We start from the raw sequence: 23971 nt of genomic DNA, 5'->3' as shown, positions 1-23971 counted from the left end.
AACCATGCAAGGTAACAGAGTCAGATCGGCCTCTATCCCGAATGTGTATCAGCCTTTGATCCCTGTGGTCCCGATCCCCTCGACGAAGTAGCGCTGGAACGCCAGGAAGAGGATCGCCACCGGAATCACAGATACCAGCGACGCCGCCATGATCAGCGAGTAATCGGCGGAATACTGCTGGATGAACATCCGCAGCCCCAACTGAATCGTCTTCAACGAGTCCGAATGCAGGTAGATCAGCGGCCCCATGAAGTCGTTCCAGACGAACACGGCGGAAAAAATCGTCAGCGTCGCCAGCGCGGGCTTCGACAGCGGCAGCATAATGCGGAAGTAGATCCCGTACTCGCTCAGGCCGTCGATCCGCGCCGCGTCCAACAGCTCGTTCGGCACGCTGACGAAAAACTGGCGCAGCAGGAACACGCCAAACGCGGTGAACGCCTGCAGCAAAATCAACGACATGTGATTATCCACCAAACCGAGTTCCCGGATCAGGATAAACTGCGGGATCATGTAAACCTGCCAGGGCACGGCGATGCTGGCGATATAGGCCAGGAACAGAAAGTTCTTGCCCTTGAACTCCAGTTTGGCGAACGCATACGCCGCGAAGCTGCTGGTCGCCACCTGCAAAAACGTAATAATCGCGGTCAGCTTCAATGAATTATAAAAGAACGTCAAAAAGGGTATCCGCGTCCAGATCGTCCGGTAATTGCTCCACTGCGGGTTCTGAGGAATCCACTCGATCGGGAACCGGAAGACGTCTTTGTCCAGCTTCAGCGACGCGGAAAACATCCAGATGAACGGCAGCAGCATGATCACCGCCAGCGCGATCAACAGCGCATAGGTCAGCGTGGACCGAAGCGCGCGGCGCAGCCATGCGGATCGCGCGGAAGGCGTGACGATCTGAGCCGGGGTTGTGCGCAGTGTTCGACTAGTCATAGCAGCCCCATCTTATACCTGTGAGTACTCGACCCATCGTTTTTCCATGTAGAACTGCACGATCGTAATGATCATCACCAGGGCAAACAGCACCATCGCAATGGCGCTGGAGTAGCCAAATTTGAACTGCCGGAAGGCCGTGTTATAGGTGTGCATCACCAGCACGTTGGTCGCGCGTCCCGGCCCGCCGTTGGTCATCACCAGGATCAGGTCGAACACCTTGAACGACGTGATCGTCAGCATGATGCTGATGAAAAATGTGGCCGGGGTCAGCATGGGCACGGTGACGTAGCGGAACTTCTGCCACGCGTTCGCGCCGTCGATCGCCGCCGCTTCGTACAGAATCGGCGGGATGCCTTGCAGCGCGGCCAGATAAATGATCATGTAGTAGCCCATGTTGCGCCAGATGCTCGCCATGATGACCGTGGGCATCGCCCAGTCCACCGACGCGGACCAGCGGGGCGGGTTCGCCACGCCTAGCGCGCGGAGGAACTCGTTCACGGGGCCAGCGGAGGGAAAAAACAGCATGTTCCACACCACGGCCACCGCGACCAGCGACGCGACGTAGGGGAAGAAGTAGATCGTGCGGAACAGGTTCCTGCCGCGTATGGGCTGGTTCAGCAGCACGGCCAGCCCCAACGAGCAGATCATCGTCAGCGGCACGGTCCCGCCCACGTACCACAGCGTGTTTTCCAGGGAAATCTTAAACGTGCTGTCGTGCAGCAAATCTTTGAAGTTCTGAAGGCCCACCCAGCTCACCTGGTTGGCCCCGTCCCAATTCATCAGGGCCAGTCCGAGCGAGAACACCATGGGGACCAGCGTAAAAATCGCAAAACCGAGCAGGTTAGGAAGGATAAAGGAGTAAGCAACTAAGTTTTTGCTAAGCTCTTTTCGCCTTCTGCTGGGAGTGTTGGGATGGGCTGCCTTGACGCCTAGTTTCATGAGTCCCATGATAAAAAGACTTCCCTTTTTCTGACCATCCTGAAGGCCGCTGCCGGTGCCAGCGGTTCGAGCGAACCCGAATGCTCTCGTTTTAGCATGAGTCGGAAAGGTGATAAACAGGTTTGTAGCGGGATGCCCCCGCGCGCGAGGGCATCCCAGGGGATTACCGTCAACCGGGCGTGCGACCTACTGCAGCACCTCGCTGATGCGGCTCGTCGTCTCCGCGAGGCCCTCTTCAACGGAGAGTGAGTTGGTCATGATCAACTCGTGTTCTTCGTTCAAGATCTGCTCGACTTCGCCCACCTGCGGGTGCATAGGCAGTTCAAGGCGAACGGTCGTGGTCTGCAGGGCGTCGATCGCTTCGGCGGGCACGCCGTCCTTCGACGCGAAGATTTCCAGAATTTCGGGGGTGCGAACCGCGGGCAGGTTCCCCGTACCGGCCAGGACCTTGGCGCCCTCTTCACCCGTGTAGAACTTGATGAAGTCCCAGGCGGCGTCCTTGTTGTCCGACTGCTCGTTGATCGCCAGCGACGTCAGCGTACCGGCAGTCGTGCCCGCCTCGACGCCCTCAGGATGCGGATATGAAGCGACGCCCCAGTTGAAGTCGAACACGCCGTCAGCCTGCGCGGCGACCAGCGTCCCGATGAACCAGGACCCCATGGGCAGCATCGCAATCTGGCCGTTTTCGAACACGCCAGAGTAGTGGATGTTTCCGGCGCGCAGTTCGCCGTAGTCCATGATGATGCCGTCTTTCTGCATCGAGGTGACCATGTTGTACATCGGGGCCATGAAGCTGTAGTCATCGGAGATGATCGTGTTCAGGCCATCCTGAACGGTTCCCAACTGAACCGCCGAGCGCCATACGTGGAAGTGCGCGCCGTAGATCTTGTCCGCGCCGCTGCCGCTCGTCAGTTGGCGGGCCAGGGCATCGAACTCGTCCCAGGTCATGTCGTTCGTGGGATAGTCGAGGCCAGCCGCGTCGAAGACGTCCTTGTTGTAGTACAGAATCCAGATATCGCTGCGGAACGGCAGCGCGTAGATCGAGCCTTCGTACGTCAGTTCGTCGGCGGCGCCGCTGTAAGCGCTCAAATCAACGCCATCAGCGTCGATGTAGTCGTTCAGCGGGACGATCTGGCCGCGCGTCAGCATGGCCGAATAGCCGGGGATGTCCTTCACGGTGATGATGTCCGTATCATCGCCGCCCGACAGGCGGATGTTCATCGTGTCCTGGTAATCGGCGGACGGCACGTCGATGAGTTCGATCGTCACGTTCGGGTGTTCCGCCTCATACGCGTCGATCACGGCCTGCCAGTAGGGCGTCGTGGCGACGTCCCACGCCGACATGGTGAGCGTAACCTCGTCCTGGGCCGATGCCTGGTTGGAGATGAAGCCCCCGCTCAGGGCCAGGACGGCGATCAGCGCCACGAGCGCATTCGCAGTGCGCCGGTTAAACCACTTATTCATTTTCGCTGCTCCTCATAAAAAGTTAAATGCGAATGGAATATACGAGAGTGTGTGTAGCTTCAAGTCCTACCGGACACGCCTCCTTATCTCCATTGGTGAACAGCCAGGTAGAAAGTGCGCCAACCTAAGGGGCACTCTCCCGAATAATCAGATGCTGGTCGATGATCACGTTGTCGTGTTTACGCTGGCCGCCGATGCGTTCCAGCAGCATATTGACCGCCAGCGTGCCGATCTCTTCTTTTGGCGTTTGCAGCGTCGTCAGGCTGGGCTGGACCAGCGTGGCAAACTGGATGTCGTCGCAGCCCGTGATGGCGATGTCGTCGGGCACGCGAACGCCCAGTTCGTGGCAGGCCCGCATGGCCCCCGCGGCAACCAGATCGTTGAAGCACACGATGCCGTCGATCTCCGACAGCACCGGCTGCAATCTCTTGACGGACTCGTAGCCCTCGTGCACGGTCGCCGGGTGGCACGCGGTATGCCACGCGGGATTCGGGGTATACCCTGCCGCCTGTAGCGCGTTCATGAACCCGTAGTAGCGTTCGGTGCTCACGCGCGCGTCCGGCGGTCCGCCCAGGTACGTCAGGTGGCGGCGTCCGCTGGCAATTAAGTGATCGACCGCCAGTTTGATCCCCCCCGCGTCGTTCGTTTCGATGGCCCCGGCCAGCTCGTGCCACGCGATACCCTGGCCGTTGACGATCACCACGTTTTCGAACTGCTCGACCAGCGGCACGAGTCTGTCTTCGGGCAGGCGGGGGGAGCAGACCACGATGCCGTCGGCCTGGATATCCTCCAGAAACAGGAACATGCCCTCTTCCCGGTCCCAGTCGCCTTCGGTCGTGCACAGCAGGATCTTGTAGTCGTTTTCCCACGCGGCGTTTTCCGCGCCGCGCGCGATGTCGGTGAAAAACTCGTAGGAAATGCTGGGCACGATCAACCCCAGCAGAAAGGTCTGGTCGGTAGCGAGGCTGCGCGCGATCCGGCTGCGCCGGTAACCGAGATGCTCGACTGCCTTGAACACCTTTTCGCGTGTCTCAGGGCTGATCTCGCCTTTGTTGTTCAGCACCCGCGATACCGTGGTTTTGGTAACCCCGGCATGTTGGGCGACATCGGCCATCGTGGCGCGTTTGGGAAATCGGGACATGGGGTTATCCGTAAGCTCGACTCTCTATCAACCGCAGTGGGCTAAGGGTTGTGGTGGCTCGATGAACAGGGTGTGGCGTGCAGGCAGGTAAGAATGATCCTTAAGCCAAATAAGCTACTTTAGCGGTTGCGCAACCGGTAACATCACAATAGCACACATAAATGCAAGAAGTCAAGCGGGCAAAAACCGATCGGTTAGTCCGGCATCTGCGCAGATCCACCCGCGGCACTTTTTCGCAAACCACCGCCGTGCAGCCTGCCGCTCCGCTGTCGACTGTCAGCGCTGCGCAGATCCTCCCCAAAAAGCGGAATTTCACCCTTTTCTTAAAATTCTGCCCTACACTAAAAGTGAATATGCAAGGGCACATCCTCAAGGCACACCATCATGCGTATCCTGGTAGTTGAAGACGAGAGCAGCATCGCCAATTTCATACGGCAGGGCTTGAGCGAGGCGGGCTATGCGGTCGATGTCGCCTCGGACGGGCAGGAAGGGCTGGCCTATGCGCTGGCCGCCGAGTACGACGTGCTCGTGCTGGACATCATGCTGCCCTACCTCGACGGGCTGGAAGTCCTGCGGGAGACGCGGCGGCAGGGGCTGAAAGTCCCGACCCTCATGCTGACGGCGCGCGACACCGTAGATGACCGGGTAAGCGGGCTGGATGCGGGCGCGGACGATTACCTCGTGAAACCGTTCGCGTTCCCCGAGCTGCTGGCCCGCATCCGGGCGCTGCTGCGCCGCCCGCCGCTGCAAACCGGCACCACCCTGATCGTAGGCGATCTCGAAATGGACACCGTCGTGCATCAGGTCCGCCGCCAGACCCGCCCGATCGAGTTGAGTCCCCGTGAATATGCCGTGCTCGAATACCTGATGCGGCATCCGAATCAGGTTCTGACCCGTACCCAGATTGGCGAGCACGTCTGGAACTTCGATTTTTATAACGAGTCGAACGTTGTAGATGTCTACATCGGCTATTTACGGCGCAAAATCGACCGGGCGGGAGACGCGCCCCTGATTCACACGATACGCGGCGTGGGCTACTGTATTTCCGAGCACGGGGACCATGCGTAAACTCGTGCGGTTCTGGCGCAGGCGCGTTCCCATCCGCATCCGGCTCGCGCTCTGGTATCTGCTTTCGTTTACGCTGCTGCTGCTGGCCTTTTCGGCGGTGTTCGAAAATCACGTCGAAGTCGGGCTGCGTCACCAGGCGGATACGGCGCTCCGGCTGGTCGCCAACCGGACGGCGGCCAACGTCGTCCAGGGCGAGAGCGGGCTGGCGTTCAACGACATCGACGCGCTGGACGACGTGGCGGATGAATTTTCTGTGGTTCTGCTCGCGCCCGATCAAAGCACCATCCTGGCGCAGTTCGGCATCGAGCGCAGCCCACTGCCTCCGCCGCCCAACGAGCAGCGTTATTTCACCGTCCGCTCGCGCGGCGATCCGTGGAGGGACGAGCACAACACGTGGCGCGTTTATAACCACCCCATTCTTGCCGCCGACGACACGGTGATCGGCTGGCTGCAAATTGCCCAGCGGTACGACCCCGATCAGGTCCTCGCCCTCGTCCGGGGACACCTGTGTCTGCTTGCCCCGGCGGGCTTCCTCTTGGCGGCGCTGGGCGGCGTATTCTTTGCGTCGCGCGCGCTGCGCCCGATCGATCAGGTGACGCAGACCGCGCGGTCCATCGATGCCACCGACCTCCACCAGCGTCTGAATTACGAAGGGCCAAACGACGAAGTGGGGCGGCTGGCAAAGACCTTCGATGGTATGCTCGCGCGCCTGCAAGCGGGCTTCGAGCGCGAGCGGCGTTTCACGGGCGATGCCGCGCACGAGCTGCGCACCCCGCTCACGGCGCTTAAAGGTCACATCGATGTGACGTTGAGCCAGCCGCGCAAGCCCGGCGAATACGTCGAAACGCTGCAAAACCTCGAACAGCAGGTTGACCGGCTGATCCGGCTGAGCAGCGACCTGCTGTTCATGGCGCGGCTCGACTACGACAGGCAGCGCCGCGATACGGAGGCCGTCGTCCTCAACGACCTGCTCGCCGTGCTGGAGGATCAGCTTCTTCCGCTGGCCGAAGCCCGGCGCCTGACTCTCAGCAGCCACGTTGAGCCTGACCTCAGCGTGCAGGGCAGCATGGATCTGCTGATCCGGCTGTTCCTGAATCTGCTCGATAACGCGATCAAGTACACCCCGCACGGCGGCACGATCACCGTCCGCGCGGGACGCAGCGCGGGCGGGATCGAGGTCGCTATTGGAGATACGGGGCCGGGCATCTCACCGGACCAGATCCCGCACCTGTTCGAGCGCTTCTACCGCGTCGAAACCGACCGGGCGCGCCGGGCCGCCCAGGGCGCGGATAAGGGCGGCGCGGGGTTAGGGCAGGCGATCGCGCAGGAAATCGCGCATCTCCACGGCGGCACGATCACGGTCGCCAGCGAAATCGGGCAAGGCAGCGTCTTCACCGTCCATTTCCCCGCAAAATAAGAACATTCTTAAACACATCTCATCGTTTTCATAATCTCCCCTGCCATTGTGATATATGGAACAGACTGGCACACAGGAGATTGTGACCGTAATGAGCAAGCTAAAAGTGAACTTCTGGGCAGATGCTGCCCTCTTTGTCCTGTTCGTCCTGCTGCAAGCCCAGGACGCGACCGGCGTGGATGTCCACCAGTGGATCGGCTTTGCAGCCTTGTTGCTTGTCGCTATACATCTGGTCCTGCACTGGGCCTGGATCAAGTCCACCATCCGGCGCGGCCCTCGCAGCCTGCAAGGCGTCGTGCGCCGCAACTTCAGGCTGAACCTGCTCCTGGCGCTTTCGGCGTTCCTCGCCTTTTTCAGCGGGCTGGCGATTTCGCCCCTGCTGTGGAACGACCAGGCCATCCAGATGCACCGTCTGCATCACGGCAGCGCAATGCTCACCCTGATCCTCGTCGTCGTTCACCTCGTCCTGCATCGTAAGTGGATCGTGCAAAACGTGAAGCGCCATATTCTCGGCCTCACTCCTGCCTCGCCGCGCCCCGCGCAGCGACTCCCCCGCTGATCCCACCGGTACGCCCCACATCCGGGTACATCACGCGGGCGGCATCCTTGGCCGGGAATGCCGCCCGCGTGGGCCTGTGACCTGCCCCACGGGAACCGGAGCAAAGCCGCTCTCCGGCCTGGAAACCCGAAATCAGTGTAATAATAGAAGTTAAAGCCCTTGGCATCCCACCGCACGCCCATCGTCCGCCTCCGAAGGATTGCCCGTGAACAGCTACAGGAGCAGGCCATGAGCAAGAATGGCAAGCCGTCCAAAGCCGAGGTCAAGTCTTTGCCCGACGAGGGAAAGACTGCCGAAAAAAAGTCCCTCTCCAAGTCCGCGTACGAAGCAGAGCTGCGCCGCCTTCATATCGAGCTGGTCAAACTTCAGGAATGGATCCGGTTTAAGGGCCTTAAAGTCGTTGTGCTCTTTGAAGGGCGCGACGCCGCCGGAAAGGGCGGCGTGATCAAGCGCATCACGGAACCGCTCAACCCGCGCGTTGTGCGGGTGGTGGCGCTGGGCGTGCCCACTGAGCGTGAGAAAACTCAGTGGTATTTCCAGCGCTACGTGGCCCACCTCCCCGCCGCTGGCGAGATGGTCCTGTTCGACCGCAGTTGGTATAACCGCGCCGGGGTCGAACGGGTGATGGGGTTCTGCACGGACGACGAGTACGCCGAGTTTATGCGATCGTGCCCCATGTTCGAGCAGATGCTGATCCGGTCGGGCACTATCCTGCTCAAGTATTGGTTCTCGGTGAGCGACGCCGAACAGGAATACCGTTTCCAGGCGCGACTGGACGACCCGACCAAGCGCTGGAAGCTCAGCCCGATGGACCTGGAATCACGCGCGCGATGGGTCGAGTTTTCTCGCGCCAAGGACGAGATGTTCGCCCACACCGACACGAAGTGGTCGCCATGGTGGGTGGTCAATGCCGACGACAAGCGCCGCGCGCGGCTGAACTGCATCAGCCACCTGCTGAGCGTGATCCCGTACCAGGACCTGACGCCGGAGCCAATAACTCTGCCCCCGCGTCAGGACAACGTGGCTTATGTGCGCCCGCCGATGGAAGATCAGACGTTCGTACCGGAGATCTTCTAGCGGGCAGCCGGGCTTTACGCTGAATCGCCGCGCCGCGCAATGTGGCGCAGCGCCCCGCCATATGTCTGCTTCCCCCTGCCGGATCGCTCAAATCGGGCCGGGCAGGTGAGCGCTGTCTGCCCAGTTCCACACCCCTCCGCGCGCAGAGCTTTCCATTGGCCTCCACGCCTTTTTCCACCGCCGGAAGAAATCAGGTTAATGGGTGGTTAAATTCTTTTAAGGAGAATTTGACCTGAAGGTGGATCGCATTTTCCATTCCCTTAACTATTGTTCGGTATTTTTAGGGATTGTGTACGTATCGCGTTAAACATTTTTCACTTTGAGGTATCCATGCAGTTTCGAAAACGGAGCGCCAGTGGGCGTCGCCGCAGATGGCTCCTGCTGGGGGGAGTCATTGGAATTCTGACTCTCTCGCTTGCGGCCTGCGCTTCTGACGACTCCGCGAACGACGCCCCCGGCACATCTCGAACCATCCAGAACAAGGGTTCCGACACACTTCTAAACGTGGCCTTAGCCTGGGCTGAGGCGTATCGAGAGGTCGATCCGTCCGTGACCATCGCGGTGACCGGCGGCGGCTCAGGCACCGGCATCGCGGCGCTGATCAACGGCACCGTCGATCTCGCCAACGCTTCGCGCGAAATCAAGGAAGACGAAATCGCGGCGGCGGAGCAAAACGGCGTCGAGCCGGTCGAGACGGTGGTCGCCATCGATGCGCTGGCGGTCATCGTGAATCCGGCCAACCCGGTGGACCAGCTTACCATCGACCAGCTCGCCGACATCTTCACCGGGCGGATCACCAACTGGCAGGACTTGGGCGGGAACGACGCGCCCATCATCCTCGTCTCGCGCGAGAGCAATTCCGGCACGCACGTTTACTTCCTCGAAGAAGTGGTGCGCAAGGGCGACTCGGACAACACTGACATCTTCGCCGCCAAGACCCTGATGATGCCGTCCTCCGTTGGGATCACCAGCGAGGTCGGGCGCAACCCCAACGCCATCGGCTACGACGGCCTGGGTTACGTCACCGAGGACGAAAAGATCATCGCCATCGCCCGGACCGCCGCCGATCCCTTCGTGCTGCCCAGCGTCGAAACCTCGGACGACGGCAGCTACCCCCTGGCCCGCAACCTGTACACCTACACGGCGGGCGAGCCGACCGGCGCGATTGCCGAATACCTGGACTGGATCCTCGGACCAGAGGGCCAGCAAATCGTCGCCGATCTGGGCTTCGTGCCCATTTCGCAGGAGTAACCGATGATAAGCCTGGCACAACGAGCCAAGCGCCAATACGCCGAGGCGGTAGTGCGCGCGCGACCGATCATCGCCCAAAACCTGAAACGCAACTGGTTTGAGTGGCTGATTGAGTCCACGATCAAGCTGACGGGGATCTTTATCATTCTGATCGTGGCGCTCATCTTTCTGTTCCTCGTCCGCGAAGGCCTGCCAACCTTCCTCGACATCCCGCTGCGCGAGCTGTTCGGGAGCCGCTGGTATCCCATCGAAGGGATGTTCGGGCTGTGGCCGCTGATCGTCGGCTCCCTACTGGTGACGGCGGGATCGGTGATCATCGCCGTGCCGCTGGGCCTGACCACGGCGATCTACCTGGGCGAGATCGCCCCACCCTGGCAGCGTGAAATTCTGAAGCCGCTGATCGAAATGCTGGCGGGCATTCCCTCGATCGTGCTCGGCTTCCTGGGCTGGATCGCCCTGGCTCCGCTGCTCCAGGACCTCGGCGCGCCGACCGGCCTGACGGCTCTCAGCGGGTCGATCATCCTGGCGTACATGGCGCTGCCCACCATCATCAGCATTTCCGAAGACGCGCTGTACGCCGTGCCGAAGGAGTACCGCGACGGCGCGCTGGCGATGGGCGCGACCCAGTGGCAGACCATCCGCCGCGTGGTGATGCCCGCCGCCAGCTCCGGCCTGATGATGGCCGTCATGCTGGGGATCGGGCGCGCGATCGGTGAGACGATGGCCGTGATGATGGTCACCGGGAACGCGGCATACGTCCCGGAGCTTGGGACCGACATGCTGCTCCAGCCGGTGCGCACACTGACCGCGACCGTCGCCGCCGAAATGGGCGAAGTCGCGCAGGGCAGCCTGCACTACAACGTCCTGTTCGGGATCGGGATCATCCTGTTCCTGATTACCTTCAGCATCAACTCGCTGGCCGGGCGGCTGGTAGGACAAACGTCCAGGCGACGGAGAGGGTAGTATTGAAACCGCAGCAAACACAAAAACTGGCGGTCGCCATCATCACCGCGTCCGCCGCGCTGGTCGTCATTCCGATCGTGCTGGTCATTCTGTTCATCGTCGCCAAAGGCATCGGCGCGATTAGCTGGACATTTCTGGCCGACGCCCCGCGCAGCGGCATGACCCAGGGCGGCATCATGCCCGCCATTCTCGGCACGATCATCCTGACGCTGGGCACGGCCATTGTCTGCATCCCGTTGGCGATCGGCGCAGCGATCTACCTGGCCGAATACGCGGGCGATAACCGTCTCACGCGCTGGGTGCGCCTGGCGATCGTCAACCTGGCGGGCATCCCGTCCATCGTGTACGGGCTGTTCGGGCTGGGCGCGTTCGTGCTGTTCCTCAACCTCGGCACGTCAATCGCCGCCGGATCACTGACGCTGGGCATCATGACCCTGCCGGTCGTGATCAGCACCGCCGAAGAAGCGATCCTCTCCGTCCCGCAGGAATTCCGCACGGTGAGCCAGAGCCTCGGCGCGACGCGCTGGCAGACCATCCGCCATCAGGTGCTGCCGCACGCCACGCCGGGTATCATCACGGGCGTGATCCTGGGTCTCAGCCGGGCGGCGGGCGAAACCGCGCCGATCTTGTTCACGGTGGCGGCCTTCTACCTGCCCGAACTGCCCAAGTCGCTGTCCGACCAGACGATGGCGCTGCCCTATCACCTGTACGTCATTGCGACGCAAGTCCCCGGCATGCCGCTCCAGATCCAATATGGCACGGCGCTGGTGCTGCTCATCCTGGTCATGTCCATGACCCTCGTCGCCACGGTAATACGGACGCGCATGCGCCGCCGCCGGGATTGGTAACCCACGATGCAACCCGCTCTACAAGCCGAACACGTTTATTACACCTACAGCGACGGCGCGGAAGCGCTCAAAGATGTCTCGCTCGACATCGCGCCCCGGCAGATCTTCGTGCTGTTTGGCCCGGCGCGCAGCGGCAAAACGACGCTGCTGCGGCTGTTCAACCGCCTGTCCGACCTGATCGAAGGCAGCGCGATTCGAGGCAGCATTCGGTTCAACGGGCAGGACGTCTTCGAGCACGGCGTGAACGTCCCGGATCTGCGCCGCCGGATTGGCATGGTGTTCGCCGTGCCCTCGCCGCTGCCGGGCAGCATCCACGATAATATGACCTACGGCCTGAAGATGGCAGGCATCCGCGATGCCGTGCTTCGGGAGGAGCGCGTCGAGCGCGCGCTGAAGCAGGCGGCGCTGTGGGACGAGGTGAAGGACCGGCTCGACAACTCGGCCTTCGCGCTCTCCGGCGGGCAAAAGCAGCGGCTGTGCATCGCGCGCAGCCTCGCGCTGGAACCAGACGTGCTGATCCTGGACAATCCAACTTCGGGGCTGGACCCGCTGTCCACCAGCATGGTGGAGGAGTCGCTGCACGAACTGAAACAGCGCTACACCATCATCATGGTGCCGCACAGCGTCCAGCAGGCGGCGCGCGTAGCCACCCACGCCGCGTTCATGCTCGACGGCGAAGTGATCGAAGTAGGCGACGTGTCGCAGATCTTCGGCAAGCCGCACGATCAGCGTACGGAAGACTATGTAACAGGACGTTTCGGGTAATGGCAACCAAGATCGATGTGCGCGACTTCAACCTTTTCTACGGCGAGTTTCAGGCCCTGAAGGACCTGACCCTGCCGATTCAGGCCAACGAGATCACCGCCCTGATCGGCCCCTCGGGCTGCGGCAAATCCACCTTTTTGCGCTCGCTCAACCGCATGAACGACACCATCCCCAGCGTCCACACCGAGGGCGAAGTCTGGCTGGACGACCAGAACATCTACGCGGAAGGCGTCGATGTGGTGGAGCTGCGCCAGCGCGTCGGGATGGTATTCCAGCGGCCCAACCCGTTTCCGCAGAGCATCTACGACAACGTGGCGTTCGGCCCGCGCGTGATGGGCACAGCCCGGCGTGGGGAACTCGACGAGATCGTTCAGGCAAGCCTGGAAAGCGTCGGACTGTGGGGTGAGGTGCGCCACCGGCTGAAAGATTCAGCCCTCAACCTGAACCCGGGGCAGCAGCAGCGGTTGTGCATTGGCCGCGCGATCGCCGTCCGGCCAGAGGTGATCCTGATGGACGAGCCGTGTTCCGCGCTCGATCCGGTGGCGACGCTGCACGTTGAAGACCTGATGCAGAAACTCGCAAAAGACTATACCATTGTCATTGTAACGCACAACATGCAGCAGGCCGCTCGCGTTTCGCACCAGACGGGGTTCTTCTGGCTGGGAAAGCTGGTCGAGTTCGGGCAGACCGAACAGATCTTTTCCTCGCCCAAAGAAGAACTGACCGAGTCCTACATCACCGGACGGCGCGGGTAGGCACAACGGCTGTCACCCGCCCCCGACCTCATCGCAGGCGGGCACGTGGTGACACGGCAGGCAGTGCGAGACCCTGACCATTTCACCCGGCACCGGGGACGGTGAGAAATACGAGGCAAAGACGATGTCACCGCGAGAACAATTCGAGCGAGAATTACAACAGCTCAGCACCAGCGTGCAGCACATGGGCAATATGGTCGAGAATCAGTTGAAGCTGGCGCTCGACGCTTTCGAGGCGCTGGATCTGGAACAGGCCCGGCTGGTGGCCGCGATTGACCGCGATGTCAACGCCCAGCGCTTCGCCATCGAAGAAACCTGCTTCAAGATCATCGTAACCCAGCAGCCCGCCGCGCGGGATCTGCGCGCGATCATTGCGGCGCTGAACATCATCGTGGATCTTGAGCGCATCGGGGACAAGGCCAAAGACCTGACCAACACCATCCCGGATATTCTGGCAAAACCCAGCCGCCGCCGTCCGCCCGAGCTTGCCCGTATGGGCGAGCTGGTGCGCTCCATGCTCCAGCAGTGCATGGAAGCGTATGCGACCAAGTCCACGGACCTGGCCAAGCAGGTCCCGGAGCAGGCCGACCAGCTCGACAAGCTCTTTGACTCGACGGTCAACTACATCGTCGAAGACATTCTGAAGGCGAAAAAAGAGAAAAAGATCACGGCAGCGTTCGCCGTGCTGCGGGCCGCGCAACACCTAGACCGCATCGGCGATCTGGCGGTCAACGTGGCCGAGCGCATCGTTTACATCGAGACGGGCAACGTGGAAGAAATGAAGGTCCACGTTCAGGATTCAATCGATTAGGTCCCCTGCAAAAGCAAGTGGCGAGCCATCTCCGCTCGCCACTTTTTTTATCGATTGGCACGCAGTTCGCAGCTCCGTAAAGCCGCCACCTCAGCCTAAATCGCGGGTTTGCTCGCAGATCTCACGCAGCAGCGCCGGGTCCAGCTCGGCGTAATCGGTCGTCTCCGGTCCTGTTTCGCTGCGCTCGAACAAAACGATGTGCGCGTCACGGGACATCAAGACGTGATGCCAGACCGACTGCCGGATGTTATAAGCGACATTGCGCTGCATCGGGATCACGTAGGGCTGCTCCGGCTGATCCTGGCCGTCCATCACGATCAGATCGGCTTCCCCGGCGGTCAGGATAAACACCTCGTTCGTATTCCAGTGCCGCTCGACCCGGTGGAAGGTTTCGGGCGCAACCACGTCGAAATAGCGCAGCATGGCGACCTTCCAGCCGTCGAAATCCAGCACGGGCCTGTACGTTTGTTCGAACGATAAGCCAACCTGGACGAGATGTTGGGGTGCTGCGATCATAACTGCCTCTCTCTACAGCAGATATATTCCAAGTGACTCAGAAGTGGGATTGATGGCGCCGGATGCGTGTCAGGCGGGCTGAATCTTCAGCAGCCGCAGGCCGCCGCCCGGCATCTTGTCGCGCGGGATGGCGATCACCAGCTTCAGCAGATCCGCGCCAGTGTACGTTTCCGCCATGCCGGTCCACAGGTTCGTGACGGTGTACAGCCGGTGCCCGCCCAACCCGATGTCATCCAGCGGCAGCGTGACGGTCACGGTCGCGTCGGCGTCCGTGGACGGGTTCCCCGCGACCAGGATCGCCGCGCCATCCGCCCAGCGCAGATAGGGCTGCGGAACGGAGGTGTCGCTCTCCCAGGCGACCGGCAGCAGATTCGATTCGGCATAGGTGGGCCGCGCGGCGAGGATGGCCGCTTCCTGCTTGCGGATGGCGATCAGGCGTGTCACGTCGTCCAGCACGGCGCGGTGTTCCGGCTGGTCGAGCTGATCCCACTGGATCATGCTGCCGTAGAGCCACGTCCCCTTGCCGGGATCGTCGCCGCCGAACAGGCGCGGGGAGAGCGTGGGCAGCGGCACGTAGTCCGCGCCGAATTCTTCGCCCGCCATGAAGATCGGGACCATGCCCGAAAACAGCGCGCCGTAACCCCAGACGAAGCGGCTGCCCTGCGCCACATAGGGGTTATCGCCCGCGAAGTCTTCCCAACCGTCGTCGTGGCAGCTCAACTGCACGCACGGCCATGCCCATTGCAGCCTGCCGTCCGCGCCTGCGCCGCCCGTGACGCGATCCAGCCATTGCGCCCAGTGTTCGACCGTCCACATGTGCGCGCGGCCATAGTCGTGCAGCGGCTCGAACTCGATCTTGTGGTGCGGATCGAGCAGGTGCACGCTGTCGCGCTGGGCGAAGTCGATCAGGCCCAGGAACTCGTCTTCGGTGGGCACGGTCTTCAGGCCGGACGCGATCACCCATTCGACCGTGTGCGCGTATTCCGTCTCGTTGATCAGCACGATCGGGTGGCCCACTGCGGCGGCGTTCGCGCGAATCCGTGCCCACAGGTCGGGGCGGCGCAGGCCGAGATCGAGCCGGAAGCCGTCCACGCCGAACTCGACCGCATAGCGCGTCCACACGTCCACCCACCACTGCTCCAGCTCGGGGATGCCCGCGTCGAAGTCGTAGTCGGTCATGCCCCAGCTTTCGCCCCGGAACCAGTCGGGATGCGCGGCCACAAGCGGGCTGTCTTTCATCACGCCGTGCGTGATCACGTCCAGGAACACGCGGATGCCCTGCTCGTGCGCGGACGCGATCATGTCTTTGAAGTCCTGCTCCGTGCCAAGCGAGGGATCGATGACGCCGGGATCGATAGTCGCGTACTGCGTCCAGATGTTGTAGAAGTGCCGGGGGTCGGACCACGAATGGCCGGTCAGCCAGATCGCGTTGATGCCCAGGTCGTGCAGGTAAGGCAGTTTCGCTTCCAGGTTGCGGAAGGTGCCGCTTTCGGGGCCGTCCGGCGACGTGAAGCCCTTCGTCGCGATCTCGTAGATGATCAGGTCTTTCGTCCATGCGGGCGAATCGGGATAGCGGGCCGGGCGCGAGGTGCTCGTCATGTCACATATCCTTATGCGATAGGGAATATCACGTTGGCTGTCACTTCAAAGAACGTCTACGTCACAAACTCAGCCTTTGACCGCGCCCGCCGTCAGCCCGCGCACGATGTAGCGCTGGAGCATGAGAGCCAGCAGGATGGTCGGCACGATGTACATCACCGACGCGGCGGACAGGCTGTCCCACCGGATGCCATAGAGCAAATTCATCTGCGACATGCCGACCGGCATCGTCAGCGCTTGCGGCGCGGAGTTCAGCATCAGCGACAGGTCGAAATTGTTCCAGCTCGTCAGGAACGAGAAGATCGCGGCGACGGCCATGCCCGGCGCGGCCAGCGGCAGCACGACGTGATACAGCACCGTCAGCCGGTTGCAGCCGTCCACCTGCCCCGCTTCCGACAGCTCGCGCGGGATGTCCTCGAAGAAGCCGAGCATGATCCAGATCACCAGCGGGAGCTGGATCGCGGTGTGCGCCAGGGTGATGCCCATGAACGTGTTCTTCAAGCCGACGCGCGTGAACAGCCAGAACAGCGGGATGCCCAGCGCCACGCCGGGGATGGTGCGCATCAGCAGCGTCATCAACAGCAGCGGCGTGCGCGCCTTGAAACGGTAGTGCGACAGGCCGTACCCCGCCAGCGCCCCGGTCGTCAGCGAGACCAGCGTGGACGCAGCGGCGAGCTTGAGGCTGTTCCCCAGGTAGCGCCCTACCGGAAACTGGTGCAGCACGTCGCGGTAATTTTGCAGCGTCGGATCGGTGGGCAGCGAAATCTTCAGCACGTCGGCGGGCGGCTTGAGCGAGCTGAGCACCAGCCACACGATCGGAAACAGGAAAATAAGGATCGCGGCAATGATCAGGCCGTAGCTGAGGATCAGGTACCGGCGCGGCGTTCTCACAGCGAGCCTCCCTGACGGCGCATCAGGCCGACCAGTCCCACCCCGCACGCCAGCAGCACGAGGATCATGATCCAGGCGGCGGCGGTCGCTTCACCGAAGTCGCGCCCAACGAACGCGGCGCGGTAGACGTAATAGGACAGCACGTCGCTGCGCAGCGCCGGACCGCCTTTGGTCAACACGAACACGATGTCGAACACGCGGAAAGCGTCCATGCCGCGTAACAGCAGCGCGACCAGGATCACCGGCTGGAGCATGGGCAGCGTGATGTAACGGAACGACTTCAGCGCGCTCGCTCCGTCGATCTTGGCCGCCTCGTAATATTCACTGGGGATGGAAAGCAGCCCTGCCAGCAGCAGCAGGATGAAAATCGGCACGGTCGCCCAGATTTCCACGATGATGATGCTGTACAGCGAGTAACCGGGATCGGCCAGCCACAGCGGCGGGCGCTCGCTGCCCAGCAGCCGCAGCAGGTGGTTGATGATGCCCAGCTCGTCGTTGTACATAAATTTCCACATCAGCCCCATCGCCACCGGCGCGAGCATCATGGGGATGATCAGCAGCGTGCGCAGGATCGAGCGCCCGCGCCCGATGGTCGCCAGCGCCATCGCCAGGATCAGACCCAGCGCAAACTCGGTCGGGACCGCGATGCCCACATACTTCACCGTGTTGGTAAAGGCGTGATGGAACTCCTCGTCCTGCAAGACGTTCCGGTAATTTTCCAGCCCGTTGAACTCGGCCCGGTCGGGGCGCGTCAGCTCGAAATCGCGGAAGCTGGTATAGGCCGAATACGCCATCGGGTAGATGAACACCGCCAGCATGATCAACAGCGCGGGCAGCACCAGCAGAAATCCATAGGTGCCATTGCTGAGGTGCCACCGCTGGGGCGACGGCGTGCGCTGCGCGCCGGTAAGTGCGGTTGTGGCCGGAGAAGCGTGTTTTAAGTTCACGGTCCTAATCCACTTCAACTTGTGCTTTGAGAACAGGCGAGCGCGGCCCGGTGGGAGAGCAGACCCCGATGACCTTCACCGGCCTGCTCTCCCCCGAATGCCGTTTAGCGGCTCAGGCGCGCAAGGCTACTGCGCCGGAAGAAGCTGCGGCAGGATTTCTTCGTAGAAGCCGTCATCGTCCAGAATTTCTTCGATGTCGGCCTTCGCATCCTTCAGCGCGGTTTCGGCATCCTTATCACCGATCAGCGCTTCCTGAATGGCCTGCGACAGCACCTGCTCGATGGGCGTCCACGACGGGCCGGTCTCGATGAAGCCGATCGACTTCCCGTCGGCCTGGTTCGCGGCGATCGCGCCGTAGAGCACCGGGTCCTGTTCGGTCATGATGGCCGCAACGGACTTCCGCACGGGCACGTTGCCGCCTTCGGCAAAGGCCAGCGAGATGTCGGGGCCGCTCATGAACTTGGCGAATGCGATCGCAAGGTCCTGGTTCTGGCTCATCTGGAAGACGTTCCACGACCAGCCGCCGATCTCGCCGCCGTGCGTCGCCTGGGCGGGCTTGCGGCCAATGGCGACCTTATCCACGATCTCGGACTGCGCTGGGTCCTGGGCCATGTTGTACATGTACGGCCAGTTGATCGCCATCGCCACGCGGCCCTGGATGAACAGCGTATGGAACTCGGTGTAGTCGTAGGTCGTCGTGTCGGCGGGATAGATGTGGTATTCGCGCAGGTTGTCCACAACCCACTGCAGCGAGGCGATCGCTTCGGGCGAGTCGATGGTCACATTATAGTCAGCATCGAACACGTCGCCGCCGAACGCAAACAGGTAGTTGTACCATTCCCAGGTGCTCGCCAGCCCGGCGACGCCCTTGAACGCCAGCCCGTAAACGTCGATGTTATCGGGATCGAAGCCTTCGTCACCGGGGTGGTTGCCGTTGGCGTCGGTGGTCAGCTTGAGCGCGTAGTCGCGCAGCTCGTCGTAGGTCTCCGGCGGATCGGCGGGATCGAGTCCGGCAGCTTCGAACAGGTCCGTGCGCCAGTAGAGGATGTTCGTATCCGCCACCATCGGCAGACCGTAGAGCACGTCGCCAGCGGAGTACTGATCCACGTCCGCGGCAAAGAAGTCATCGACATCCGGCGGCACCGGCAGCGGAACCAGGAACCCGGCCAGACCGAAGTCCATCGCGCCGCCCGCGCCCGTGTGCACCATATCGTACGCGCCCGACTCGACGGCCAGTTCCAGGCGGACCTGATCGTAAAGCTGGTTTTCGGGCAGCGGGATGTAGTTGATCGTCGCGCCAGTCAGTTCCTCGAACTTGGCCTTACCCATCTCCAGCGGTTCCGGGTTGGTTTCCAGGAAGGTGGAGTTGATGACGACGTTGAGCGACTTGCCCTGGAACTGCTCACCATCCGGCAGGTAGTATGCCTGCACGTCTTCGGGCTGAGCTTCGAGCAGCGGCAAACCGAGATCGCCGTCACCCTGCGCGCTGACCAGTGGGGCCGTTCCGAGCGCCATCACGGCGACCAGAATCAGCGAGAGCCATTTCTTCCGTAACATGTTTCGAGCCTCCTATGAATTGAACTGAACACTTTTGAACGGGACGGGCAGGGCAGTGGTCGAGAGCATGCCTCCTTCAGTGCTTACCGCGTGAACAGCGAGTTAACGGCGGTCGTAGCGGCCATAACACCGGGCCGCGTCGATCAGCGCGTCGATGTTTTCGTCGGGAGTAGTGGCCGGGAGCGCGCAACCGGGGCCGAGGATAAAGCCGCCGCCCGGCGCGAGGATCTCCAGCGCTTCGCAGGCTTTGGCCGTCACGTCGTCGGGCGTGCCGTTGGCGAGCACACCGCTGGGATCGACCGGGCCAAGCAGCGTAGTTTTGCCCTGCGCGGCGGCCTTCGACCGGTGCAGATCCGCTTTTTGATCGATCTCCACGATCGTGGCCCCCGTGCTGACCATCTCCTCGATGATCGGCGTGGAGTTGCCGCAGATGTGGTAGGCGACGCGCACGCCCTGCGCCTTCAGGTCGTCCACCAGCCGCTTGACGTGCGGGTAGGCGTATTCGCGGTAGAACCGGGGCGAGATCACGTCGGGGCCGGAGGGCGAATCGCCGATCGAGGTGCAGTGTGCGCCCTGCTCGATCTGCGCCAGCATGTAGCGATAGGCGACCTCGCGGCAGAAGTCGAGCAGGCGGTGGATTTTCTCCGGCTGTTCGCCCAGCGCGAGATCGACCATAAAGTCGCTCATGCCGCGAATCTCGCTGGCAAGGCTGAACGGCCCCTGGTCGCCGCGCCCGATGATGAACGCCCGATCCCCGATGGCCTCGACCACGCGGCGCGTGGCCTTCAGGTTTTCGGCCAGCACCGGGATGCTGTATGGATCGGGCACGACCAGCGAGTCCACGTCGTCGAGGCTCTTGATGGCAGGCTCTTTGGCGACCGGCGCGGCGTCGTCCTGGTAGATCACATGCACGCCACACGCCTCGGCCAGCGCCGCCGTGCCGTTCTCAACGATCAGCACGTCGTGGCCGAAGCGCTCCCAGGCTTTGATCTGGCCCTCGGCCATTGCGTCACCATCGCGGTAAAAGTCCGCGAAGGAGGTCGCGCCCATGAGGCGCGCCGTCATCTGGAAGTTGTGCAGGTCCACCGGCACGCGGTCGGGCAGTTTACCTTCCAGGGTGAGCAGGGTTCGTTCCAGAGAAGTGAGTGACTCAGACATAGCAGCAAGTCTTTCAGATAAAGAAGTAAGAAACCGGGCATTCTTGGAAACGGTTTATATGACAGCGCTGTCATATCATATAACAAAGGTTCGCACGTGCTGACGCGCCCTGACCGTAAAGCTAGCCTCTCTTGAGCGGACCGGTTGAGTGACGCTGGATAAACTGGCTGGGAACTTCGACGGCGGTTTCGGTCGCAAGGCCGGGAATCAGCTTCTCGACCAGCATCGACATGGCAGTGGTGGCGATATCGTAAATCGGTTGGCGGACGGTGGTCAACGGCGGCGTCACCTGTCGGGCGAGCGGCACGTCGTCGTAGCCGATCACCGAGAGATCGTCGGGACATGTCAAGCCGCGCTCCCATACCGCCTGAATGACACCTGCCGCGGTGTCGTCGTTGGCGGCCATGATCGCCGTGGGCGGATCGGGCAGGTCCAGCAGAGCCCGCGCGCAGTCCAGGCCCGTCTCGAACTCCCAATCGCCCTGCCGCAGCAGGTCTTCGTCCACAGCCAGCCCATGATCGGCCATCGCGCGCCGGTAGCCTTGCAGCCGATCGCGGCTGGCGATGTGATCCTGGTTCCCTTTGATGAAGCCGATGCGCGTGTGCCCCAACTCGATCAGGTGCTGCGCCGCCTGATAGGAGCCAGATTCGTCACTGCTGGACACCCACGCGCAGCCGCTGCACCGTTCGTGGGGCGTCAACTGGACGAACGGGAACTTGAGTTCTTGCAGCGCGCGGACCAGGGTGGCCGAGTTGTCGCACGGCGGGGTGAAGACGAAGGCCTCCACGCGCCGCTGCGCCGCGAAGCCGATCACCTGCTCCACTTCCTGCGGATCGTGCACGTTGAGCCGGTACAGGCTGATGCGGTAGCCCGTCAAGTCACCGATATCCATCAGCCCGTTCATCACGTTCATGATGTAGGCCGGGGTCGCGTCGTACATCAGCAGGCCGATCAGGCCCGAATGCCCGCGCGCCAGCCGCTGCGCCCAGACGTTGGGCACGTAGCCCAGGTCGTGAATGGCAGCCATGACTTTTTCGCGCGTGGTCTCCGCAACGCGTTCCTCGTTGTTGATAACGCGAGAAACGGTCTTCATCGAGACGCCAGCACGGCGCGCGACATCGGAAAGCGTGACGGACAACAGGAACCCCTTCTAAGCCATTTTCGAGCACTGCATCACGTTGACATTCGCGCTGTCTCGATTTATGCTAAGTTTATGACAGCGCTGTCATTCACTGGTTTCATCATATGCCAGGACGCGCGCCCTTGTCAAGGAACTCGCCCCAACACGTTTTTTGAGCCGGAATCCGCCCGAAACGGAGACGAAGCGCGAATGAACTTATGGACCTCCGACGAAGAACTGTTTGATCTCGCGCGCCGCGAATTGTTTACGGCAGTGGTCGGCGACGTGATGGACAAGATGGGCCTGCTGCACCAGTTTTTGCCGCCGCACCTCAAACCGCTGCGCCCGGATATGGTCGTCATCGGGCGGGCGATGCCCGTGCTGGAAGCGGACGTGTTCGCAGAGGTGTCGCCGGACCCCGCCAACCCGGTCATGGGGCAGGCGTTCGGGCTGATGTTCCGCGCGCTGGACGATTTGCGCCCCAACGAGGTGTACGTCTGCACGGGCGCGTCGCCGCGTTACGCGCTGTGGGGCGGCCTGATGAGCACCCGCGCGATCCACCTGAAAGCGGCAGGCGCGGTCGTGGACGGCTACTCGCGCGATACGGACCAGATCCTCGCGCTGGACTTCCCCACCTTTTCCGCCGGGGGGTACGCCCAGGACCAGGGGCCGCGTGGCAAGGTGATCGATTTCCGCGTGCCAATCGAGATCGGGGGGGCGCTCGTCCGGCCCGGCGACATCCTCTACGGCGACCGCGACGGCGTGTGCGTCATCCCGCGCGAAGCGGAGGAAGAAGCCTTTCGCGGCGCGCTGGAAAAGGCGCGCGGCGAGCAGCGCGTGAAGCAGGCGATCGAGTCCGGCATGAGCGCGACCGACGCCTTTGCGCAGTTCGGCATCATGTAGGGGAGCGACCATCATGCCCAAAATCACCGGCCTTAAAACGGCAGTCGTGCAGGCCAATTTTCACTGGACATACGTGCGTGTGTACAGCGATCTCGACGGCGGGCTGTACGGCACGGGCGAATGTTTCTTCGCGCCCGGCCTGCCGGAGATCGTGCAGGAGTTCGAGAGCATTTTAGTCGGGGAGGACTTCACGGCAATCGAGCGGCTGGTCGAAAAGATGCGTTGGGCCGCGTCGGGCACCGGCTCAACGGGCGGCATCATCTGGAACGCGATCACCGGCATCGAGGCGGCGTTGTGGGACCTGAAGGGCAAATACTTCGGCCTGCCGGTATGGCAGTTGCTCGGCGGCAAGTTCCGCGACGAGGTGCGCATCTATCTGGACTGTCACGCGGCAGGCGCGCTCGAATGCCTCTCGCCGCTGCTCCAGCCGACGCCGCCCGCATGGGAGACCACCCCGTGTGAGGATGATCTGCCGCCGGGCGAGGTTATCCGCGCCTCGGCGCAGCGCGCGCAGGAGATGGCCGCGCTGGGCTATACCGCGCTCAAGTTCGACCTGGACCTGCCCGGCAGCACCTTCGATCAGGCGTCGGGCTACAGCCTGTCCGCGCGCGACATCGACTGGATGGTCGGGCTGGCGGCGGCGATCCGCGACGCGGTCGGGCCGGAAGTCGATCTGGCTTTCGACGCGCACTGGCGCTACCGCCCCAACGAGATCCTGCAGGTCGCGCGGCTGCTGGAACCGCTGCGGCTGCTGTGGCTGGAAGATCCGGTCCCGCCGCACGACAAGGCGTCGCTGGCCTACCTGCGCCAGCATAAGATCACGCCGGTCGCTACAGGCGAAAACTTGCAGCTCCGGCAGGGTTTCTGGGACCTGATCGTGGAGGACCTGTGCGACATCCTCACGCCGGACCTGCAAAAAGCGGGCGGGCTGGCCGAGGCGAAAAAGATCGCGGATCTGTGCGCAGCGGCCAATAAACCCTTTGCGCCGCACATGATCGGCAGTCCGCTGGCGCTGATGGCCAGTGCGCACGTCGGCGTGACGGTCCCGAACCTGCTGGTATGCGAGTTCCACGCCCACGACGTGCCGTTCTTCCACGATCTCGTGCAGGGTGGCACAACGGACTGGTTCCGGCCCGGCTGGGTGCGCCCGCCGGACGCTCCCGGCTTCGGCATCGAACTGGATGAGACAGTCGGTAAACGCCACCGGCTGCCCGGTTCCGCGTGGTTCGGCGAAAGGTAGCGGGATGGACGCTGGCCCGGTCTTTTCGCTGGAAGGCAAGGTG

Annotated in this window: 23 protein-coding genes; 12 read left to right on the top strand and 11 right to left on the bottom strand. The window is 62.3% G+C overall.

Annotation, left to right across the window (positions count from 1 at the left end; all coding sequences use genetic code 11):
• Positions 1-48: 48 nt before the first annotated feature.
• From V7116_RS14685 to V7116_RS14670, 4 genes are all read right to left on the bottom strand, one after another.
• Positions 49-936, bottom strand: coding sequence for a carbohydrate ABC transporter permease (locus V7116_RS14685; RefSeq protein ID WP_324392693.1), 888 nt, complete (start codon positions 934-936; stop codon positions 49-51).
• A gap of 12 nt (positions 937-948) precedes the next feature.
• Entirely contained in the window at positions 949-1878 is a 930-nt protein-coding gene (locus tag V7116_RS14680; protein WP_349258541.1) for a carbohydrate ABC transporter permease, read from the bottom strand.
• Positions 1879-2064: 186 nt separating this feature from the next.
• Positions 2065-3342: an ABC transporter substrate-binding protein gene (locus tag V7116_RS14675; RefSeq protein ID WP_324392691.1), complete on the bottom strand. Its 1278-nt coding sequence runs from the start codon at positions 3340-3342 to the stop codon at positions 2065-2067.
• Between the two features lie 124 nt (positions 3343-3466).
• On the bottom strand, positions 3467-4483 hold the full coding sequence (locus tag V7116_RS14670) for a LacI family DNA-binding transcriptional regulator (protein ID WP_324392690.1): 1017 nt from the start codon (positions 4481-4483) through the stop codon (positions 3467-3469).
• A gap of 384 nt (positions 4484-4867) precedes the next feature.
• Here V7116_RS14670 and V7116_RS14665 point away from each other — a divergent pair, with 384 nt between their 5' ends.
• The 10 genes from V7116_RS14665 to phoU all read left to right on the top strand — a co-directional run bounded on the left by V7116_RS14665 (position 4868) and on the right by phoU (position 13997).
• Positions 4868-5551 carry a response regulator transcription factor gene (locus V7116_RS14665; protein WP_324392689.1) on the top strand — a complete coding sequence of 228 codons (684 nt, stop codon included), beginning with the start codon at positions 4868-4870 and terminating at the stop codon, positions 5549-5551.
• Positions 5544-6968, top strand: coding sequence for a sensor histidine kinase (locus tag V7116_RS14660; protein WP_324392688.1), 1425 nt, complete (start codon positions 5544-5546; stop codon positions 6966-6968). The genes V7116_RS14665 and V7116_RS14660 overlap by 8 nt, the downstream gene beginning before the upstream one ends.
• Before the next feature lie 91 nt (positions 6969-7059).
• Positions 7060-7527: a hypothetical protein gene (locus V7116_RS14655; RefSeq protein ID WP_324392687.1), complete on the top strand. Its 468-nt coding sequence runs from the start codon at positions 7060-7062 to the stop codon at positions 7525-7527.
• A gap of 228 nt (positions 7528-7755) precedes the next feature.
• Positions 7756-8604 carry a polyphosphate kinase 2 gene (ppk2, locus tag V7116_RS14650; protein ID WP_324392686.1) on the top strand — a complete coding sequence of 283 codons (849 nt, stop codon included), beginning with the start codon at positions 7756-7758 and terminating at the stop codon, positions 8602-8604.
• Between the two features lie 330 nt (positions 8605-8934).
• On the top strand, positions 8935-9855 hold the full coding sequence (locus tag V7116_RS14645; RefSeq protein ID WP_324392685.1) for a phosphate ABC transporter substrate-binding protein: 921 nt from the start codon (positions 8935-8937) through the stop codon (positions 9853-9855).
• Positions 9856-9858: 3 nt separating this feature from the next.
• Positions 9859-10818, top strand: coding sequence for a phosphate ABC transporter permease subunit PstC (gene pstC, locus V7116_RS14640; RefSeq protein WP_324392684.1), 960 nt, complete (start codon positions 9859-9861; stop codon positions 10816-10818).
• Between the two features lie 2 nt (positions 10819-10820).
• On the top strand, positions 10821-11666 hold the full coding sequence (gene pstA / locus V7116_RS14635; protein WP_324392683.1) for a phosphate ABC transporter permease PstA: 846 nt from the start codon (positions 10821-10823) through the stop codon (positions 11664-11666).
• Positions 11667-11672: 6 nt separating this feature from the next.
• Positions 11673-12431, top strand: coding sequence for a phosphate ABC transporter ATP-binding protein (locus V7116_RS14630; protein WP_324392682.1), 759 nt, complete (start codon positions 11673-11675; stop codon positions 12429-12431).
• Positions 12431-13186 carry a phosphate ABC transporter ATP-binding protein PstB gene (pstB, locus tag V7116_RS14625; protein WP_324392681.1) on the top strand — a complete coding sequence of 252 codons (756 nt, stop codon included), beginning with the start codon at positions 12431-12433 and terminating at the stop codon, positions 13184-13186. Before V7116_RS14630 ends, pstB begins: the two co-directional genes overlap by 1 nt.
• A gap of 124 nt (positions 13187-13310) precedes the next feature.
• On the top strand, positions 13311-13997 hold the full coding sequence (phoU, locus tag V7116_RS14620; protein WP_324392680.1) for a phosphate signaling complex protein PhoU: 687 nt from the start codon (positions 13311-13313) through the stop codon (positions 13995-13997).
• 90 nt (positions 13998-14087) lie between these two features.
• Here phoU and V7116_RS14615 read toward each other — a convergent pair whose 3' ends face one another.
• From V7116_RS14615 to V7116_RS14585, 7 genes are all read right to left on the bottom strand, one after another.
• Positions 14088-14513: a hypothetical protein gene (locus tag V7116_RS14615; RefSeq protein ID WP_324392679.1), complete on the bottom strand. Its 426-nt coding sequence runs from the start codon at positions 14511-14513 to the stop codon at positions 14088-14090.
• Between the two features lie 69 nt (positions 14514-14582).
• Complete coding sequence (locus V7116_RS14610) at positions 14583-16112, bottom strand: alpha-amylase family glycosyl hydrolase (RefSeq protein ID WP_324392678.1); 1530 nt, start codon at positions 16110-16112, stop codon at positions 14583-14585.
• Between the two features lie 69 nt (positions 16113-16181).
• Positions 16182-17003, bottom strand: coding sequence for a carbohydrate ABC transporter permease (locus V7116_RS14605; RefSeq protein WP_324392677.1), 822 nt, complete (start codon positions 17001-17003; stop codon positions 16182-16184).
• A complete protein-coding gene (locus V7116_RS14600) occupies positions 17000-17950 on the bottom strand; it encodes a carbohydrate ABC transporter permease (RefSeq protein WP_324392676.1) in 951 nt (316 codons plus the stop codon). Before V7116_RS14600 ends, V7116_RS14605 begins: the two co-directional genes overlap by 4 nt.
• 126 nt (positions 17951-18076) lie before the next feature.
• Positions 18077-19507, bottom strand: coding sequence for an ABC transporter substrate-binding protein (locus V7116_RS14595; protein ID WP_324392675.1), 1431 nt, complete (start codon positions 19505-19507; stop codon positions 18077-18079).
• 102 nt (positions 19508-19609) lie between these two features.
• Positions 19610-20665, bottom strand: coding sequence for a uroporphyrinogen decarboxylase family protein (locus V7116_RS14590; protein ID WP_324392674.1), 1056 nt, complete (start codon positions 20663-20665; stop codon positions 19610-19612).
• Between the two features lie 121 nt (positions 20666-20786).
• Positions 20787-21803 (bottom strand): LacI family DNA-binding transcriptional regulator, encoded by a 1017-nt coding sequence (locus V7116_RS14585; protein WP_324392673.1) that lies wholly within the window; start codon positions 21801-21803, stop codon positions 20787-20789.
• Between the two features lie 192 nt (positions 21804-21995).
• On the opposite strand from V7116_RS14585, the gene V7116_RS14580 reads away from it, so the two are divergent.
• Together V7116_RS14580 and V7116_RS14575 are read left to right on the top strand one after the other, a co-directional pair.
• Entirely contained in the window at positions 21996-22688 is a 693-nt protein-coding gene (locus V7116_RS14580; RefSeq protein ID WP_324392672.1) for an RraA family protein, read from the top strand.
• A gap of 13 nt (positions 22689-22701) precedes the next feature.
• Positions 22702-23928, top strand: a complete 1227-nt coding sequence (locus V7116_RS14575) for a mandelate racemase/muconate lactonizing enzyme family protein (RefSeq protein ID WP_324392671.1) — start codon at positions 22702-22704, stop codon at positions 23926-23928.
• Positions 23929-23971 lie beyond the last annotated feature (43 nt).

Source organism: Aggregatilinea sp. (assembly GCF_036822615.1).
GTDB lineage: Bacteria > Chloroflexota > Anaerolineae > Aggregatilineales > Aggregatilineaceae > Aggregatilinea.
Note: the sequence above shows the minus strand (reverse complement) of the source record. Positions and strands in the feature narration are given on the sequence as shown.